A 16718-nucleotide genomic window follows, 5' to 3' on the forward strand; every position below is an offset into this window, starting at 1 on the left:
CAGAACGGCGAGCGGCGGGCGGCTTGCACTACGGGTGGGTCTGCGCCTTCAGTGCGGCCGGTCTGCGCCTAAATGGCGCCGGCCGTGCGCAATGCGCTGATCTGCTCGGGCGAATAGCCCAGTTCCGCCATGACTTCGTCGGTATGTTCGCCAAGCAGCGGCGAGCGCGTGACTTCGGTGGGACTGTCCGACAATTTGATAGGATTCCCAACTGTCAGATATTTTCCGCGCGTCGGATGATCCACTTCGACGATCGTGCCGGTCTTACGCAGCGACGGCTCTTCGGCGATCTCCTTCATCGACAGGATCGGCCCGCATGGAATGTCGTACTTGTTGAGGATCTGCATGGCCTCGAACTTGGTCTTGGTCATCGTCCAGCGTTCGATTTCCGCGAAAATCTCCTTCAGGCGCGGCAAGCGCGCGGCAGGCGTCGCATAGTCCGGGTCGGTCGCCCACTCCTCTTTGCCGATCACGTTGCAGATCTTCACCCACACCGGCGCCTGCGTGATGAAGTAGATGTACGCGTTCGGATCGGTTTCCCAGCCCTTGCATTTGAGAATCCAGCCAGGCTGGCCGCCGCCCGACGCATTGCCCGCGCGCGGCACCGCTTCGCCGAAAGTACCGTTCGGATATTGCGGATACTCCTTCATCACGCCAGTGCGTTCGAGCCGCTGCTGATCGCGCAGCTTCACGCGGCACAGGTTGAGCACGCCGTCCTGCATCGCGGCCAGCACGCGCTGGCCGCGGCCGGTTTGGGTGCGCTGATACAGCGCGGTGACGATGCCGAGCGCGAGATGCAGGCCCGTGCCGCTATCGCCGATCTGCGCACCCGTCACGACCGGCGGGCCGTCGTCGAAACCCGTGGTGGATGCCGCGCCGCCCGCGCATTGCGCGACGTTCTCGTAGACCTTGCAGTCCTCGTACGGACCCGGGCCGAAGCCTTTCACCGACGCGACGATCATCCGCGGATTCAGCTCCTGGATGCGCTCCCACGTAAAACCCATGCGATCCAGCGCGCCCGGCGCGAAGTTCTCCACCAGCACGTCGCATTTCTGGATTAACGCCTCGAGCACCTGCTTGCCTTCCGGGTGCTTGGTGTCGATCGTGACCGAGCGCTTGTTGTGGTTGAGCATCGTGAAGTACAGGCTGTCCACGTCGGGAATGTCACGCAGTTGCTCGCGCGTGATGTCGCCGGCGCCGGCCCGCTCCACCTTGATCACGTCCGCGCCAAACCACGCCAGCAGCTGCGTGCAGGTCGGGCCCGATTGCACATGCGTGAAATCGAGAATGCGCACGCCGTCGAGTGCTTTGCCCATGTCGTGTCTCCTAAGGTGTCCGTATTACTTGTACATGGTCTGATTCTTGGTACCCGGCGCATACTCGCGCGGATCGACCCAGATGTTGACGACCGCCGAGCGGCCCGTGCGATGAATCGCCTCGCGCGCACGCTGCAACGCCCCCGCAATCTGCGCGGGATCGCGCACTTCCTCGCCGTAGCCGCCGAGCATTTCGGCGAACTTGCTGAACGGCACGTCGCTCAGCAGATTGCCGACATTGCCGCGCTCGTCGCCGTATTTGGCGAGCTGGCCGTAGCGGATCTGGTTCATCGCCGAGTTGTTGCCGATCACCGCGAGGTACGGCGCGCCGAAGCGGTTGGCCGTTTCCATGTCAAACGCGGTCATGCCGAACGAGCCGTCGCCGTAGTAGCACAGTACTTCCTTGTGCGGATGCGCGACCTTGGCGGCGAGCGCAAAGCCGGTGCCCACGCCGAGCGAGCCGAGCGCACCCGGGTCCATCCACTGCCCCGGCCGGCGCGGGCGAACCGCCTGCGCGGAAATCGTCACGACGTCGCCGCCGTCGCCGATATAGATGGTGTCGTCGGAGAGAAACTCGTTGAGTTCGTAAGCGACGCGGTACGGATGAATCGGCGTGTTGTTCGACTTGAAAAGCGGCATCAGCTTTTCGGTCGCGGTTGCTTCGGAGTCCTGCAATTGCGCCATCCATTGGCGGCGTGCCTGGCGCTTGTCGTCCTTCAGGCGGCCGCTCGCGGCCTGCAGCACGGCGGCGAGAATCGCGCCCGGATCGCCGACGAGACCGAGATCGATATCGCGGTTCTTACCGACCGTCCGGTAGTCCATGTCGATCTGCACCAGCGTGAGTTCCTTGCTGATGCGCTTGCCGTAGCCCATGCGGAAGTCGAACGGGGTGCCGACGACGATCAGCACGTCGGCATTGGCAAACGCCTGCGAACGCGTGCGATCGAAGTGATGCGGGTCGCCCGGCGGCAGCAGGCCGCGGCTCGCACCGTTGAAGTAGCCGGGAATATCGAGGCCGCGCAGCAGCGCGATGGCTTCCTCATGGCCGCGCGCGGTCCAGACCTGCTGGCCATACAGAATCGCGGGGCGCTCGGAATTGACGAGGATGTCGGCCAGTTTCTCGATGTCGCGCGGATCGCCGATCGATTTCGTCGACGCCCGATAGTGACCCGGCTGCGGCACTACCGCGCGCGTCAGCTCGACTTCGCGGTCGAGCACGTCGCGCGGAATTTCCAGGTAAGCCGGGCCCGGCGCGCCGTTGAAGCACTCGCGCGCGGCCATCGAAATCATGTCCGCGACGCGTTCCGTGCTCGACACGCTTGCGGCGAACTTCGTGATCGGCGCCATCATGTCGACGTGCGGCAGATCCTGCAGCGAGCCCATCTTGTGCTGCGTCAGCGCGCCTTGCCCGCCGATGTGGAGCACCGGGCTCTCCGAGCGGAACGCCGTGGCGATGCCCGTCACCGCGTTCGTGCAGCCGGGGCCGGCCGTGGTGACGACGCAGCCGAGCTTGCCCGTCTGGCGCGCGTAGCCGTCTGCCGCGTGTGCCGCGACCTGCTCGTGGCGCACGTCGATGATGCGAATCCCTTCGTCCACACAACCATCGTAAATATCGATGATGTGGCCGCCGCACAGCGTGAAGATCGTATCGACCCCCTCATTCTTCAGCGCCTTGGCGACGAGGTGCCCGCCCGAGACGACGCCGGCGTTGCGGGTCTTCTGCTTGAGCGTGTCTTCGGCCGTGGTGCTGCCTGTGGCTGGGTTCAGGGATGAAACAACTGCAGACATGGTCGTCTCCTTGTGTGTCGACCGGCGTTGGGGCCTGGCGCTGACGTCGGTCCCATGCTTTGGCACGATGGGGTGGGTGCTGCCAATCGGTTATGCGACGGTTATGCGACGGATTGCAGGGAACGCATCTCAGAACATGCTGCCGACCTTGTTCACATACGGTATGTGATATATCAGATTCTGGCAAGGACGATCTCATGCTCCGGCGACCCCGACGTTTCTTCTGCAATCCCTTGCCAGGTAAAGAAAGGCCGCCATGTGGGCGGTCGTCTTCGGTACGCTGCAAGGGAAAACACTGAGCGCGGTGTGGAAAACGCTCACTGTTGATATATCACATACCACATTTCACCAGACGTCAAGCGCGGTGTTTCCCCTACGACACGCGAAGAAACAAAAAAGCCCGCGGTGTATGAACACCGCGGGCCTTGCGCCAGCGCAATGGGTCGAGGCAGCGGACGCCGCAACCGGCGCCCTGCCTTACTCAGCCGTTAATCGAGAAAATCGCAGTTTTTCTCCACGAATGCCGCGAGATCGAGCGAATGCTGGCGTGTGAGACGCTCGGCCAACTCGGTGTCGCGCTTCTCCAGCGCCTCGATAATGCGCAGATGGTCGACGATCGACCGCGACGCGCGATCGCTCTGCGAAATCGTCATGCGCCGGATGGCGCGCACGTGGATAAAGATGTTCTTGATGGTGTCGAGAATGATCTGCGACTTTGACAGCTCGACAATCGCCTGGTGAAACGCGATGTTCGCGTCCGAATACTCGGCAATATGCTCTGCAGGCGTGGCGTCCCGGAAATGGTCGAACATATGCCGCAAGCGGGCGATTTCCTCGTCTGTCGCGCGCTGCGTGGCGAGACGCGCCGCCATGCTTTCGAGCGCCGCCCACATGTGAATCATCTCGACGATTTCACGCTTGCTCTTGCGCACGATATAGATGCCGCGGCGCGGCACCATGCGCAGAAAGCCTTCCTGCTCGAGCAGCGTCATCGCCTCGCGCACCGGCGTGCGGCTCACGCCAAGCGTTTCGCTCAGGACGCGTTCGTCCAGACGGATTTCTTCGCGGGTCTGGTAGATGTCCGCGTCCGCAATGGCCTGGCGCAGCATCGCATAAGCCTGATCGCGCAAGCTCGCGCTTGCGCCGATAGGCTGCAACGACAACGTCAAAGGTGTGGCCACCGCTTCAGTTTGAAGTTCCGACGACATTCATCGCCTCTGTTTGAACGTGCATACGATAAGGCGCCACTGCGGCCCCGCGCTGCTCGTCCAGCCCGACAAACCGGCCATGTTGCGCTGCAAGTTGCGCGACCGACTGCGGAATCCAGCGAGCCACGAGAACCGTGGCGGCACTACCCAAACCAACAACAGCGGCGGCCAGCAGCGAGAGAGGAACGAATTCCATGTGAAGCTCCCAACGATTGAGTTAAACGGATGACTCAATCATATGCTGCGTCGCCGCAAAAATCAATATTCGGTATGTAGTATATCAGCGACTGTTGTTTTCCAATCATTTCCTACGGTAGCATGCGCCGCTTCGTCCTGGCTGCGCCTCCCTTCAGGTGGCCACGCGCCAGTGGGCTGAGCTCGGTGTATACGCGAGGAACGCGCGCTATGCGCGCAACAGCGTTCGATGATCGCGCAATTTGCCCCGAGTGCCGATTGTGCGGCGCTCCGGGCGTCATTAATCTTCGGACATCCTGCAAGCGTCGGCGAGGTGCCGCAGCAGCCCCCCAAGGACCGACCGCGCAGTAGTCCGAGAATCTCCAGGAGACACCCAACATGAGTACCACCATTTCGCCGGCCGCGACAGCCGACACTCGCACGGCGCGCAGCCGGGCACGCAAGGCGGCACTGGGCAGTTTCGTCGGCGCAGTTGTCGACTGGTACGACTTTCTGCTGTATGGGATTGTCGCGGCGCTGGTCTTCAATTCGGAGTTTTTCCCGAAAGTGAGTCCGGCAATGGGAACGCTCGCCGCGTTCGCGACATTCGGCGTCGGCTTTCTGTTCCGGCCGCTCGGCGGCTTCGTGTTCGGCCATTTCGGCGACCGGCTCGGGCGCAAGCGCATGCTCGTGCTCACCGTGATGATGATGGGCTTGTCGACCGCCGCAATCGGCCTGCTGCCGTCGTTCGCGGCCATCGGCTGGCTGGCGCCGGTGCTCCTCGTGACGCTGCGCGCGATCCAGGGCTTCGCCGTCGGCGGCGAATGGGGCGGCGCGGCGTTGATGGCGGTGGAAAGCGCGCCCGAGAAGAAAAAGGCGTTCTACAGCAGCGGCGTGCAGGTCGGCTACGGCGTGGGCCTCGTGCTGGCGACGGGCCTCGTCGCGCTGATCAGCCGCTCCATGGACAACGCGTCGTTCCTGAGCTGGGGCTGGCGCCTGCCGTTCCTGTTCAGCGTGATTCTGGTGCTCATCGCGATGTGGATTCGTTCAAGCATGGAAGAGTCGCAGGAATTCGTCGAAAAAGTCGGCGCGCACGGCGAGCGCCGTGTCCGGTTGCCGATTGTCGAAGCGCTGCTGCGTCACCCGAAAGCGTTCCTGCTGATCATTGCGCTGCGCCTTGCCGAACTCTTCACGATGTATATCGTGACCGCCTTCGCGCTCAATTATTCGACGGCGAATCTGCACATGCCGCGCGAGTTCTTTCTGACGATCGGCCTCTTGGTCGGCGCCGTGAGCTGCGTGACGATTCCGCTCTTTGCCATGCTCGCCGACCGCTTCGGCCGCCGCCGCGTGTATATCGTCGGCGCGCTCGTCGGCATGTTCAGCGCCGTGCCGTTCTTTCTGGCGCTGGAAGCGCGCTCGACCGTGTGGATCGTGGTGTTCGCCGTGATGCTCGCGAATATCGCCCACGACATGGTGGTGAGCGTGCAGCAGCCGATGTTCACCGAACTGTTCGGCACCGAGTATCGCTATAGCGGCGCGGGTGTCGGCTATCAGGTGGCGAGCGTGGTGGGCGGCGGCTTCACGCCGTTTATCGCGGTGGCCCTTGTGAGTTTTGCCGGCGGCTCGTGGCATCCGGTGGCGGCGTATCTCGCCGTCGGCTGCCTGATTTCGGTGCTCGTCGCCGCCAGAATGAAGACGGGCCGCACAGTCTGACGACCAGGTCGTAGGCAGGCAGGGCCGGCGTGGCGTTATTGCCACCGCCGGCCTTTTTTCTTTGAGCGCCCTGTTCCGCTTGTAAGGACACTCACCGTACCCGCTAAGTGGGAAACCCTGCCGCGATCTGACAGATCGCCGTCGCATTTCCTCGGGCAATGCCTTATGCATTGCTATCTCATATTGCCATCCCCGCTAAGCCGCCCTATCGTTCGACCAGGCAGGTTCCTTTGAGAGCTTGCGCACGTTCATATGAATTCCAGCCGCATATATGAGCGCAGAATCGTGTAGCAATTCTCACACCGAATCGCTCAAGTATTCGGTGCGACGCGTCGATAACAAAGACTTCGCTTCCCGGGAGACCGACCATGAGCAGCATCACCGAGCCGCAGGACAACCGAGGCTCTGCACCATTCTTTTCGAAAGAAGCCACCGTTGCCAAACCGGGGTTTTCGCGCTGGATGGTTCCCCCCGCAGCACTCGCCGTTCACCTCTGTATCGGCCAGGCGTATGCGTTCTCCGTGTTCAACGGACCGTTGACCAAGGTTATCGGCATCACGCAATCCGCTCCTGACGACTGGTCGCTCACGTCGCTCGGCTGGATTTTCTCGCTGGCTATCGTGTTCCTCGGTTTGTCGGCGGCGTTTGCCGGCAAGTGGCTCGAACACGTCGGCCCGCGCCGCACGATGTTCACCGCGGCCTGCTGCTTCGGCGGCGGCTTTCTGATTTCCGCGCTGGGCGTATACTTGCATCAGATTGTGCTGCTGTACCTCGGCTACGGCGTGATCGGCGGGATCGGACTTGGCCTCGGCTATGTTTCGCCGGTCTCGACGCTGATCCGCTGGTTCCCGGACCGCCGCGGCATGGCGACCGGCATGGCGATCATGGGCTTCGGCGGCGGCGCGATGATCGCCGCACCGCTCTCCGTGGCGCTGATGAACCACTTCAAGAGCGCGACGAGCATCGGCGTGGCCGAAACGTTCATCGTGCTCGGCATTGTGTACTTCATCTCCATGTCGATTGGCGCGTTGGCCATTCGCGTGCCGCCGGCCGAGTGGAAACCGGCAGGCTGGACGCCGCCGCAAACATCGCAGCAGAAGATGATCACGCGCAACCACGTGCACATCGACGAAGCCCTGAAGACGCCGCAGTTCTATCTGATTTGGCTCGTGCTGTTCCTCAACGTGACGGCGGGCATCGGCATTCTGGGCCAAGCCTCGGTCATGATCCAGGAAAGCTTCAAAGGCACCGTGACCGCAGCCGCCGCTGCCGGCTTCGTCGGCCTGCTGTCGCTTTTCAACATGGGCGGCCGCTTCGTGTGGGCATCGGCTTCGGACTGGATCGGCCGCAAGAACACCTACTTCATCTTCTTCGCGCTGGGCGCCGTGCTGTATTTCCTCGTGCCGAGCTTTGCCGCGTCGGGGCAGATGGCGCTCTTCGTGCTGTCCTACTGCGTCATTCTCACGATGTACGGCGGCGGTTTTTCGACGGTGCCCGCGTATCTCGCGGACATGTTCGGCACGGCGTTCGTCGGCGGCATTCATGGACGCCTGCTGACTGCGTGGGCCGCGGCGGGCGTGGCCGGTCCGGTGCTGGTCAACTACATCCGCGCTTACGAAGTCGCGCACGGTGTCGCGAAAGCCGACGCCTACACGATGACGGTGCATATCATGGCCGTGCTGCTGGTGATCGGCTTCATCTGCAATCTGTTGGTCAAGCGTGTGGACGAGAAGCATCACATGACCGACGCACAAGTCGCCAAAGGCGCATAAGGAGATTCGCATGTCGACCGTTGAACCCGTGCACCCCACCAGCAAGGCCAAGATCGTCATTTTCTGGCTGTATGTGATGATTCCGCTCGCATGGGGTGTGTACAACACGCTCTCGCAAGCGATGAAGCTGTTCCATTAAGCGCCTGCGCCCCGCCGCCTCACCGGCGGGGCGCGTTCAATCCGTCACCGGCAGTGCTCGCCGGCGGCTTCCCCTACCACTGATACGCGGCGCCGGCGCCCACCGAGGTCGTCACCGAACTGATGCCCGCGCTCAGCTTCACCTTGAAGTTTTGCGCGACGCGCGCAGACAGCCCCACCGCCACAGCCTGATACCCCATGTACCCGGCCGTGCCCACGCCGATTGCGAGGTTCTTCGTCGCGTCGACTTCGGGCACCATGTTCATGGCCATCGCCGACGCGGCTCCGGCATACGCGCGGCGCGCGAGGTCGCCCATGCCGCCCTGGAACTGCTGCATGTTGACCGCGTCGCCCGGCGCCTGCCCGGCGGCGAGATTCGTGATGCGGCGCTCGCTCCCGGTCGAGCCGACGGAAACCGTGTTCGGCTGATCCGCGACCGAGCCCTCGCCAAGCGCGACACTATTCGCCGCCGACGCCTTCGCCCCGCCGCCGAGCGCAAGTGAGCCGCTGCCGGTCACCTGCGGCGCGCTCGCGGTACTGTTCACAGCGACGTAGCCGTTGCCGTTCGTCGCATAGTTCCTGACGGTCTGGTCGATGCTGCTGATCTGCTGGTTGGTCTGCCAGAGTTGTGCGCCGGTGACCGCATCGCTGCTCGTTGCCGACACTTCGCCGTTCTTCAGATGGGTCAACTGCACGGCCGGCGCATTCGCCGCCGTGCCGCCGAGCGTCACCTTGTCGTGCGCGGAGCTGTCGTACTGAACCGCATTCGCCACCGTGCCGTTGATGCGGCCAACGCTGCTCTGCAAGCCCGCAATGTCGTTGCTGTTCTGCGTGACGCGGCCGTCCAGATTGGCGAGCGCGCCGCCGACGCTGTTCACCACCTGCCCGCCCACCTTGTACGAAGGCGCGCTCACCGAGCCGTCGCCGTTGACGGTCGAGCCGCCGCCCAGCGCCATCGCCGTGCTCGCTGCCTGCGCGAACAGTTGCGAACCGTTGACGGCGTCGGTGCTGGTGGCGTTGAGCGACCCGCGCGCGACGCCCATGACGACGCGATTGCCCTGCGTGCCCGCCACGTTGATCGAGCGGCCGTCGGTCGTCGCGCCGATCTTGATTACGCGCGACGCCGGGTCTTGCGTCACGATGCCGATGCCGCCCTTCTCGACGTTCTGCTGCAACGTGCTAAGCCCGTTGTCGAGCGAGTCGAGCGCGTCGCCGACGTTGTTCTGCGTGCCGCCTTGCACGTGATACGACGGTGCGGTGACCGAGCCGTCGATATTGATCTGCGCGCCGCCGCCGAGCCCGGCCACCACCGGCCTGAACTGCGCAAAGTTGATTGCGGACGTGTCGGTCAGGCCCGCCGCGACGCCGGTCAATTGGCGGGCGCCACTCGTCCCGGCAAAATCCACGCGCGCGCCGTCTGCGTTCTGCCCGATGCTGATGACCCGCGAAGTCGGGTCTTGCTGCACGAGCCCGATTTCGCCGTTCGCGATCTGGCTCGCGACGTTTGTCAGATTGCCCTCCAGCGCGGTGGTGCGCGTGTCGAGCCCCGCAATCTTCGCCGTGTTGGCGCTTGCGCGCTGATCGAGGTCCGCGATCGAAGTCGCGCTGCTGCTCACGCGCTGATCGAGGTTCGCGATTCTGTCGCTGTTCTGCGCGACCTGCTCATTCGTCGCGAACAGCTGGCCGCCATTCACTGCGTCCGTACTGTCGCTATCGAGTCTCGTGGCGCGCACGTTCGTGACGCGAACCGGCGCGCCGGCGTTGCCGAGCGTCAGCAGGTCGCGCGCGGACGCGTCGTACTGGACGGAGTTGGCCGTGGCCGCGGCAATGCTCGTTGCGCTCGCCGCCGCGCTGGCCGCGGTGCTGGTTGCCACGCTGGTATTGACGGCCGCGGCGAGCGCCGAGCCGACGTCGCCATATGTTTTTCCGCCGATGGTGTAGACCGGCGCCTTCGCCGTGCCGTCTGCATTGACCGACGAGCCGCCGCCGAGCGCCCGCGCCACGCTCGCCGTGTGATCGTAGAGCTGGGCGCCGTTGACCGCGTCGGCACTGGAGGCGCCGATCGCGCCGCGCGACAGCCCCGTCAGCGTGCGGTTGCCGTTAAGGCCGGCGACATTCATGCGGGTACCCGTCGACGACGGCGCGACCAGGATGTCGCGCGTCCCTAGGTCTTGCCTCACGAGGCCGATGCTGCCCGAGACGATTTGCGACTGCAGCGTCGTGATGCCCGCATCGAGCGAGCTGAGCGCGCCGCCGACCGTGGTTTGCGTGCCGGACTGCACGTTATACCGTGGGCCGACAGTCGAGCCGCTCGCGCTCACCGACGCACCGCCGCCGAGCGTCGACACGACCTGCTTGAGCTGCGTCAGGTTCACCGCCGACTGCGCGCCCGTTCCCGCCGCGATGCCGACGAGCTCGCGCGGCCCGCTGGTTCCGGTGAAGTCCACCGACGCGCCGTCCGTACCCTGCCCGACCGTCAGGTTACGCGTACCCAGATCCTGGCGGACGAGCCCTAGCTGGCCGTTTTCGATGTTGCCTGCCAAGTCCGAAATGTCCGCCGAACTCTGCGCTACCGCGTTATTGGTGGCATTCAGTTGCGCGCCGGTTACCGCGTCGGAACTGTAGGCGTCGAGCGCGCCCTGCGCCAGGTTCGTTACCCTGACCGGCGTGCCCGGATTGCCGAGCGTCGCGCTGTCGTGCGCGCCGCTGTCGTAGAACAACGCGTCGGCGAGATTGGCGCAGCCGGCCGGCCCGCACTCCTGTGCGCCGGCCGGTTGCGCCACTGCCAGCATGCCGAGCAGGCCCGCCACCGCAGCAGCCAGCGCCCCACGTACCGCCGTGCATTTCGCGCCCGCGCTTTTCGTGACTTCCGATGCCGCCACATACGCGCGTTTCGCTTCATTCCATACTGTCTTATAGGTCTTGTTCAACATTCCTCCCACTCTTCGTCCACGATCTCTTGCAGAGATTTTTCTTATGCCATCCTAAGTATTGCGCCGACTAAACAGACTCAGGACGCATCGCGTTTTCACCTGGCAAACAAGGCTGAAGCGCCGAGTGTGCAGGCAGCTCCGCGGTTCGCGAATACGATTAATCCGAAAAGCGATTTTTTAGCGTGATTTAGCTAAATGGCATAGGGCGCTTCAGACGAAAAGCAGCCGAATGTCTTAATCGCCGAGGCGAGGACTAAGTGGTTTTAGTCGAAGGCTGAAAGTGGCCGAGAACCGGCATAGAAGAAATGCGAGCCGGTCGAAGCCGGCTCGCCACTACAAAGAACCGTGAGCGGCGCTCAGCGCCGCAAGATGCTCAGATCTTTTCGAACAGCACGTCTTGCGCGCCTTCCCACAGCACCTTGACGCCGACTTCGCGCAACTTCTCTTTGCCTTCGACGATAGTCAGAAAGTGATTGCCCGCGAGTTGGCCCATCTTGCTCGCGAAGCAGCAGGAACCATAGGCGATCAGAATCTCGGTTTCGCTATATCCGCCCGGATAAAAGAGAATGTCGCCGACCGACGGATGGCTCGTGTGATTTTCGAAACCGACTGCCGCGCCGTCGTTTTCCAGCTTGAACTCGCCGAGCGGTACCCAGCAGCCTTCGCCGCTCCAGCGCACATGGATGATCTTCTGACGGTACGGCAGCAGCTTCAGGAAGGCGGCCACGGTTTGCGGCGCGTCGGGGTTCGTTTCGGCGATAAATTCATGGCCGCAGGAGGTGATTCGAAGTCGGGTCATCGCAAGGTATCCGGTATGGCGGTGAATAATGGACAAGTGGTCGGTCAGACGCGGCTCGGGCCAAGCCGTGGGTCGATCATTCTGTCGTGCTGTGCAAGGCTTCGACAGAGACAGTTCGCATCGTCGCGGTCAGGCCAGTTAGACCGGCCGCCCCGACGCGCCCATTCGCCTTCACGCGACCACGCAGGCAGCCGCATGCCAGGTCTGGCCGGTGTGGCGCCACGAAACTTCGTAGTTTGCAAGCCGCGCAATGCACAGCACACTTCGAGAGGTGCGTGATTCCTACAGACGGCTTCCGGCTTCCCTTCTGTCTGCATCGCAGTCGGCCCGGCCGCCAGCCCCAGCGCGAATGAGAGGCGCAGCGCCGCCCTGCATCGGAAGGCACCGCTCGCGGCAACGAGCACAGCAGGCGCCGTCCATCACCGGCTGTTACCGACATCCCGCCTGAATCAGCCGCGCAACCGGTAAGCAAGCGGCGTCACGCCGTAATCACGCTTGAACTGCACGGAGAAATGACTGGCATTCTCGTAACCAACCGCAATTGCGATCTGCAGCACGGTCTGATCGGTCGAACGCAGCAGCCTCGCCGCTTCTTCGAGACGCAAGCGCGTCACGTATTGGTGCGGCGTTTCGCCGGTTTCGCGGCGGAACACGCGGGCAAAGTGGAAGCTGCTTAGACCCGCCTGCGCGGCCAGTTCGCCGATCGCCAGATCGGCACCCAGGTGCGCGCGAATGTAATCGGTTACACGCCGGATGCGGCGCGGCACCAGCCGTTCTGGCTGTGCCGGCGTCGTCCCCGCTTGCCGGCCGTGCGAATAATGTTGAAGAAGATGCGCGGCGAGCGCATGAACGAGCGCGTCGACGTAAAGGCGCGAGTCGGCCGGGTCGCCGGCGGCGCGATGCAATGCAGAAAGCATCGCGGCCACGAGCGGATCGTGGAACTGCATCGCGTCTCCGAGCGACAGTTCGCGGCGCGACCCGCCGAGCTCCATCTGATCTGCGACGCTCTCGATCAGGCTGCGCTCGATATGCAAATGGACGGTCGACAGCGGCTCATCGCTGATCGAACGCCAACGCCAGGAGATCGGCGCGGACGGCACGTACCAGAGGTCGCCCACTCGCAGGTCGGCGCTTTCCCAGCGCCCGTTCAGATTGCGCTCGAGATGCTCGGCGCCACTCGCGAGCGTCATCAGCGTGAGGTCCTGCAGGCCGGGCGCTTCCAGCAGTTCCTGCTCGTTTGGCTCGAGATAGGAACGCAACACCAGGTGACGCCACGGGCGATCCACGCTCGACACCAGTTTCTGGCCCGCCATGTAGCGGTCGTAGGCAAGCGTCGTTGTCAGCTTTGGAATTCGTGTCTTCACGTCCATTCCCAAGGAGGTGCCGTATGCAAATGAGAGGACCCTGTCGAACCCGCGTCGCCGGTCAGCTGTCAGCGCAAGATCTCAAAAATGATAGCAAGGAACCGGCTACCGTAATTTTTGGAAATAGCTAATTATTCAGGTTGTCGTCTTTCACGCGTTTCGAACGCCGGAGCTACCGTTTCATGGAACATGAATGCGATACGCTGCCGCATTGGCTGACCGGTTCGCCGCAGGGCGAATCCGGCCATGCGTCGGCAGCATACAAGCCAGCGGTCACCGCACAACCGGCCTACCCGGTCGGCATGCGGCAGGCCGCGAACTCAGCCCACGCGGCTGAAGCATCGATCGTATCTGGCCGCGCGGCAACAGGCGCGGCGCCCGCAGGTTTTCTCACGCTCTTCACCGAGGAGGAGATCGGCACGCCCGCGCCGGCCGCGCGCCGCGCGCCGGTCATCAGTCCGCTGGTGCGTTTCGGCAGTGCGCAGGACCGCATCGAATTCGTGCGCCAGCGCATCAGGCAGTTGGGTTTCAACTCGTTCAGCTATACGGCCACGCGCACGTCCGCGCATCGCAAGACCATGTTCGTGCTGACGAGTTACGAGTCGCAGAGCTGGCTCACGCGCTATTTCCGCGAGCGTTACTTCGAGCTGGATCCGCGCGTCGCACTCGCCTCGCCGACCGGCCTGCCGTTCCTCTGGAACACGGTCGACATGCGCGCCGACCTGCCGCGCGCGCAAATGCGCAGCGAGCGGCTAGGCAGCCTGATCGACATGCTGGAGGCGACAGGCCGCAAGAGCGGCATTCTCACGCAGATGCCGCTGCCCGAGCCGGAGCTGAGCGCGAGCCTGTGCTTCAACTCGGAGATCGGCAACCCACGCTGGATGACCGAATCGATCGTGGCCGAAACGCTGATGTTCGCGCACACGATTCATGAGTTCATCTGGACGCACGCGAAGAGCGTGATCGGCATGACGCCCGCGCAGCAGCATCGCGTGACGTTGAGCGAGTTGCAGCATGCGGTGCTGAAGGCAGTGGTTCAGGGGCAGCGTGACAAGGAAATTGCGTATTTCCTCGGGCTCTCGCCGCACAATGTGGACTACCACCTGCGCCGCCTGCGGCAATTGTTCAACGTGCGCAACCGCGTGCAGTTGATTAACGTGGCGAAAGCCTATGTGTCGTAGATCCGATAGACACCATGAGCGCCGAAACGGCGTGGCGGCGAGCGCTGCCACGCCGTTTTTTTATGGCCAGTCCGCCGCTCAGCTCTTTAGGCGGTAACCCGTCTTGAAAATCCACGCGACGATGGCGAGAAACACAGCCAGAAAGAGCGCAGTCATGCCGAGGCTGACTTCGACGTTCACATCCGCGAGACCATAGAAACTCCAGCGGAATCCGCTCACCAGATAGACGATCGGATTGAACAGCGTCACGACCTTCCAGAACGGCGGCAGCATGTTGACCGCGTAGAAGCTCCCGCCGAGGAACGTAAGCGGCGTGATGATCAGGAGCGGCACGAGTTGCAGCTTCTCGAAGCTATCCGCCCAGATGCCGATGATGAACCCGAGCAGACTGAACGTGACGGCGGTCAGCACGAGAAACAGGATCATCCAGAACGGATGCTGTACCTGCAGCGGCACGAAGAGGCCCGCGGTAGCCAGAATGATGAGTCCGAGCAGGATCGACTTGGTGGCCGCCGCGCCCACATAACTCACGACGATCTCCAGATACGACACGGGCGCCGACAGCAACTCGTAGATGGTGCCGGTGAAGCGCGGAAAGTAGATGCCGAACGACGCGTTCGAAATGCTCTGCGACAGCAGCGACAACATGATGAGCCCCGGCACGATGAACGCGCCGTAAGTGATGCCGTCCACTTCCTTGATGCGCGAGCCGATAGCCGCGCCGAACACGACAAAGTAGAGTGAGGTGGAAATCACGGGCGCGATGATGCTTTGCATCAGCGTGCGCCACGTGCGCGCCATTTCGAACTTGTAGATTGCGCGAATCGCGTAGATGTTCATGTGTTACCCCGAAGCAGACTCACGAAGATGTCTTCAAGCGAACTCTGCGTGGTATGCAGGTCCTTGAAACGGATGCTGGCGTCGTCGAGCGCCTTGAGGAGCGCAATGATGTCGGTGCGGCCGCCGTCGCCTTCATACGTGTAGATCAGCTCGTTGCCGCCCTTCGCGACGTCGAGCCCGTAGCCCGCAAGCGACGGCGGCAAGGCGTCGAGCGGACTCTCCAGTTGCAGCGTCAACTGCTTCTTGCCGAGCTTGCGCATGAGTTCGGTCTTCTCTTCGACCAGCATGATTTCGCCGCCGTTGATCACGCCGATGCGGTCCGCCATTTCCTCCGCTTCGTCGATGTAATGCGTGGTCAGAATGATCGTCACGCCGCTTGCCGCTAGCGAGCGCACGAGCTTCCACATGTCGCGGCGCAACTCGACGTCGACGCCCGCCGTGGGTTCGTCGAGGAACAGCACGCGCGGTTCGTGCGACAGCGCCTTCGCGATCAGCACCCGGCGCTTCATGCCGCCCGACAGCGTGATGATCTTGCTATTGCGCTTTTCCCACAGCGACAGATCGCGCAGCACCTTCTCGATATAAGCCGGGTTTTTCGGCTTGCCGAACAGGCCGCGGCTGAACGATACGGTCGCCCAGACAGTCTCGAACGAGTCGGTGGTGAGTTCCTGCGGCACGAGGCCGATCAGCGAGCGCGCGCCGCGATAGTCGGCGGCAATGTCGCGGCCGTCTACCATGACGCTGCCTTCGCTCGCGTTGACAATGCCGCAGATGATGCTGATGAGCGTGGTTTTACCCGCCCCGTTCGGCCCCAGCAGGGCAAAGATTTCTCCGCGGTTGATCCCGAGATTGATGTTTTTCAGTGCCTGAAAACCGCTTGCATAGGTTTTCGACAGATTCGTGACTGAGACGATTGGCTGCATGGATTCGACGATGGCAGACACCGTTGTGAAAGTGGATGAAATGACGCGCAAGCGCGACCGCACCCGAAATGTAATGGAAACCGCGAAAGTGTGCAGCGAACCAGATCGGAGCCTACGGAAAGTCGCATGCCGCCGTGTTGATACTCCACATGAGGGCGGTCTTCGCTGCATCGCAAGATAGTTCGTCATGCGTATCAATATCATGCAGTGCCAATCGTCCCTACGCACCCTCCCAATTGCGGGAAACAAACCGGCGCGGCGTCGTCCCGGGAACGCGCCATGCTGGTTTTTCGCCGTGCTGTTGCACCCGTGCGGCTGGCGCCGGCATCCAAGGCACAGTGCTTGCGGCAGTCTCTTCATGTGCGTGCGACGCGCTCGCGTGACATCAATCGACTCTATGGAGGTGAACCATGAAACGCTTTACCAAGACGATTTTTGCTTCAGCGCTCGTAATGGCACTCTCGGGCGGAGCCTATGCACAAGCCGGCGGCGGTGCCGGCGCCGGGGGTGCGGGCGGCATGGGCGGCGGCGCCGCGGCCGGCGCCGGCGGCTCGGGCGGTGGTAAC

The 16718-nt window shown here is 63.0% G+C and carries 13 protein-coding genes; 4 read left to right on the forward strand and 9 right to left on the reverse strand.

Annotated elements, in window-relative coordinates; all coding sequences use genetic code 11:
• Positions 1-68 precede the first annotated feature (68 nt).
• From frc to HV711_RS30285, 4 genes are all read right to left on the reverse strand, one after another.
• Entirely contained in the window at positions 69-1316 is a 1248-nt protein-coding gene (frc, locus tag HV711_RS30270) for a formyl-CoA transferase (RefSeq protein WP_013591649.1), read from the reverse strand.
• Positions 1317-1340: 24 nt separating this feature from the next.
• Positions 1341-3104 (reverse strand): thiamine pyrophosphate-binding protein, encoded by a 1764-nt coding sequence (locus tag HV711_RS30275; RefSeq protein WP_035477028.1) that lies wholly within the window; start codon positions 3102-3104, stop codon positions 1341-1343.
• Between the two features lie 488 nt (positions 3105-3592).
• Complete coding sequence (locus HV711_RS30280; RefSeq protein ID WP_013591647.1) at positions 3593-4312, reverse strand: GntR family transcriptional regulator; 720 nt, start codon at positions 4310-4312, stop codon at positions 3593-3595.
• Positions 4290-4508, reverse strand: coding sequence for a hypothetical protein (locus tag HV711_RS30285; RefSeq protein ID WP_014972957.1), 219 nt, complete (start codon positions 4506-4508; stop codon positions 4290-4292). The genes HV711_RS30280 and HV711_RS30285 overlap by 23 nt, the downstream gene beginning before the upstream one ends.
• A gap of 377 nt (positions 4509-4885) precedes the next feature.
• Here HV711_RS30285 and shiA point away from each other — a divergent pair, with 377 nt between their 5' ends.
• The 3 genes from shiA (at position 4886) to HV711_RS30300 (ending at position 8113) form a co-directional block, all read left to right on the forward strand.
• Positions 4886-6202 carry a shikimate transporter gene (shiA, locus tag HV711_RS30290; RefSeq protein WP_013591645.1) on the forward strand — a complete coding sequence of 439 codons (1317 nt, stop codon included), beginning with the start codon at positions 4886-4888 and terminating at the stop codon, positions 6200-6202.
• A gap of 368 nt (positions 6203-6570) precedes the next feature.
• Positions 6571-7974, forward strand: a complete 1404-nt coding sequence (locus HV711_RS30295) for an L-lactate MFS transporter (protein ID WP_028360322.1) — start codon at positions 6571-6573, stop codon at positions 7972-7974.
• A gap of 10 nt (positions 7975-7984) precedes the next feature.
• Entirely contained in the window at positions 7985-8113 is a 129-nt protein-coding gene (locus tag HV711_RS30300; RefSeq protein WP_028360323.1) for an MFS transporter small subunit, read from the forward strand.
• Between the two features lie 73 nt (positions 8114-8186).
• Here HV711_RS30300 and HV711_RS30305 read toward each other — a convergent pair whose 3' ends face one another.
• From HV711_RS30305 to HV711_RS30315, 3 genes are all read right to left on the reverse strand, one after another.
• Positions 8187-11045: a YadA-like family protein gene (locus tag HV711_RS30305; RefSeq protein ID WP_035477034.1), complete on the reverse strand. Its 2859-nt coding sequence runs from the start codon at positions 11043-11045 to the stop codon at positions 8187-8189.
• 373 nt (positions 11046-11418) lie between these two features.
• A complete protein-coding gene (locus HV711_RS30310; protein WP_014972954.1) occupies positions 11419-11844 on the reverse strand; it encodes a DUF3830 family protein in 426 nt (141 codons plus the stop codon).
• A 449-nt stretch (positions 11845-12293) separates the two neighbouring features.
• Positions 12294-13214 (reverse strand): helix-turn-helix domain-containing protein, encoded by a 921-nt coding sequence (locus tag HV711_RS30315; protein ID WP_035477037.1) that lies wholly within the window; start codon positions 13212-13214, stop codon positions 12294-12296.
• Between the two features lie 176 nt (positions 13215-13390).
• Here HV711_RS30315 and HV711_RS30320 point away from each other — a divergent pair, with 176 nt between their 5' ends.
• Positions 13391-14389 carry a helix-turn-helix transcriptional regulator gene (locus tag HV711_RS30320; protein WP_013591639.1) on the forward strand — a complete coding sequence of 333 codons (999 nt, stop codon included), beginning with the start codon at positions 13391-13393 and terminating at the stop codon, positions 14387-14389.
• Between the two features lie 78 nt (positions 14390-14467).
• Here HV711_RS30320 and HV711_RS30325 read toward each other — a convergent pair whose 3' ends face one another.
• Positions 14468-15229 (reverse strand): ABC transporter permease, encoded by a 762-nt coding sequence (locus tag HV711_RS30325; RefSeq protein ID WP_013591638.1) that lies wholly within the window; start codon positions 15227-15229, stop codon positions 14468-14470.
• The gene (locus HV711_RS30330) at positions 15226-16152 is read right to left on the reverse strand and encodes an ABC transporter ATP-binding protein (RefSeq protein WP_013591637.1); all 927 of its coding nucleotides are present in this window, start codon (positions 16150-16152) and stop codon (positions 15226-15228) included. Before HV711_RS30330 ends, HV711_RS30325 begins: the two co-directional genes overlap by 4 nt.
• Positions 16153-16718: the final 566 nt, after the last annotated feature.

The sequence above is a fragment of the Paraburkholderia phenoliruptrix genome (assembly GCF_902859825.1).
Taxonomy (GTDB): Bacteria; Pseudomonadota; Gammaproteobacteria; order Burkholderiales; family Burkholderiaceae; genus Paraburkholderia; species Paraburkholderia phenoliruptrix.

Bases quoted from the DNA above. Each gene is read 5' to 3' on its own strand.
- HV711_RS30285 (WP_014972957.1), bottom strand. From the start codon at position 4,508: ATGGAATTCGTTCCTCTCTCGCTGCTGGCCGCCGCTGTTGTTGGTTTG.
- HV711_RS30305 (WP_035477034.1), bottom strand. From the start codon at position 11,045: ATGTTGAACAAGACCTATAAGACAGTATGGAATGAAGCGAAACGCGCG.
- HV711_RS30275 (WP_035477028.1), bottom strand. From the start codon at position 3,104: ATGTCTGCAGTTGTTTCATCCCTGAACCCAGCCACAGGCAGCACCACG.
- shiA (WP_013591645.1), top strand. From the start codon at position 4,886: ATGAGTACCACCATTTCGCCGGCCGCGACAGCCGACACTCGCACGGCG.
- HV711_RS30300 (WP_028360323.1), top strand. From the start codon at position 7,985: ATGTCGACCGTTGAACCCGTGCACCCCACCAGCAAGGCCAAGATCGTC.
- HV711_RS30320 (WP_013591639.1), top strand. From the start codon at position 13,391: ATGGAACATGAATGCGATACGCTGCCGCATTGGCTGACCGGTTCGCCG.
- HV711_RS30295 (WP_028360322.1), top strand. From the start codon at position 6,571: ATGAGCAGCATCACCGAGCCGCAGGACAACCGAGGCTCTGCACCATTC.
- HV711_RS30310 (WP_014972954.1), bottom strand. From the start codon at position 11,844: ATGACCCGACTTCGAATCACCTCCTGCGGCCATGAATTTATCGCCGAA.
- HV711_RS30315 (WP_035477037.1), bottom strand. From the start codon at position 13,214: ATGGACGTGAAGACACGAATTCCAAAGCTGACAACGACGCTTGCCTAC.
- HV711_RS30280 (WP_013591647.1), bottom strand. From the start codon at position 4,312: ATGTCGTCGGAACTTCAAACTGAAGCGGTGGCCACACCTTTGACGTTG.
- HV711_RS30325 (WP_013591638.1), bottom strand. From the start codon at position 15,229: ATGAACATCTACGCGATTCGCGCAATCTACAAGTTCGAAATGGCGCGC.
- frc (WP_013591649.1), bottom strand. From the start codon at position 1,316: ATGGGCAAAGCACTCGACGGCGTGCGCATTCTCGATTTCACGCATGTG.
- HV711_RS30330 (WP_013591637.1), bottom strand. From the start codon at position 16,152: ATGCAGCCAATCGTCTCAGTCACGAATCTGTCGAAAACCTATGCAAGC.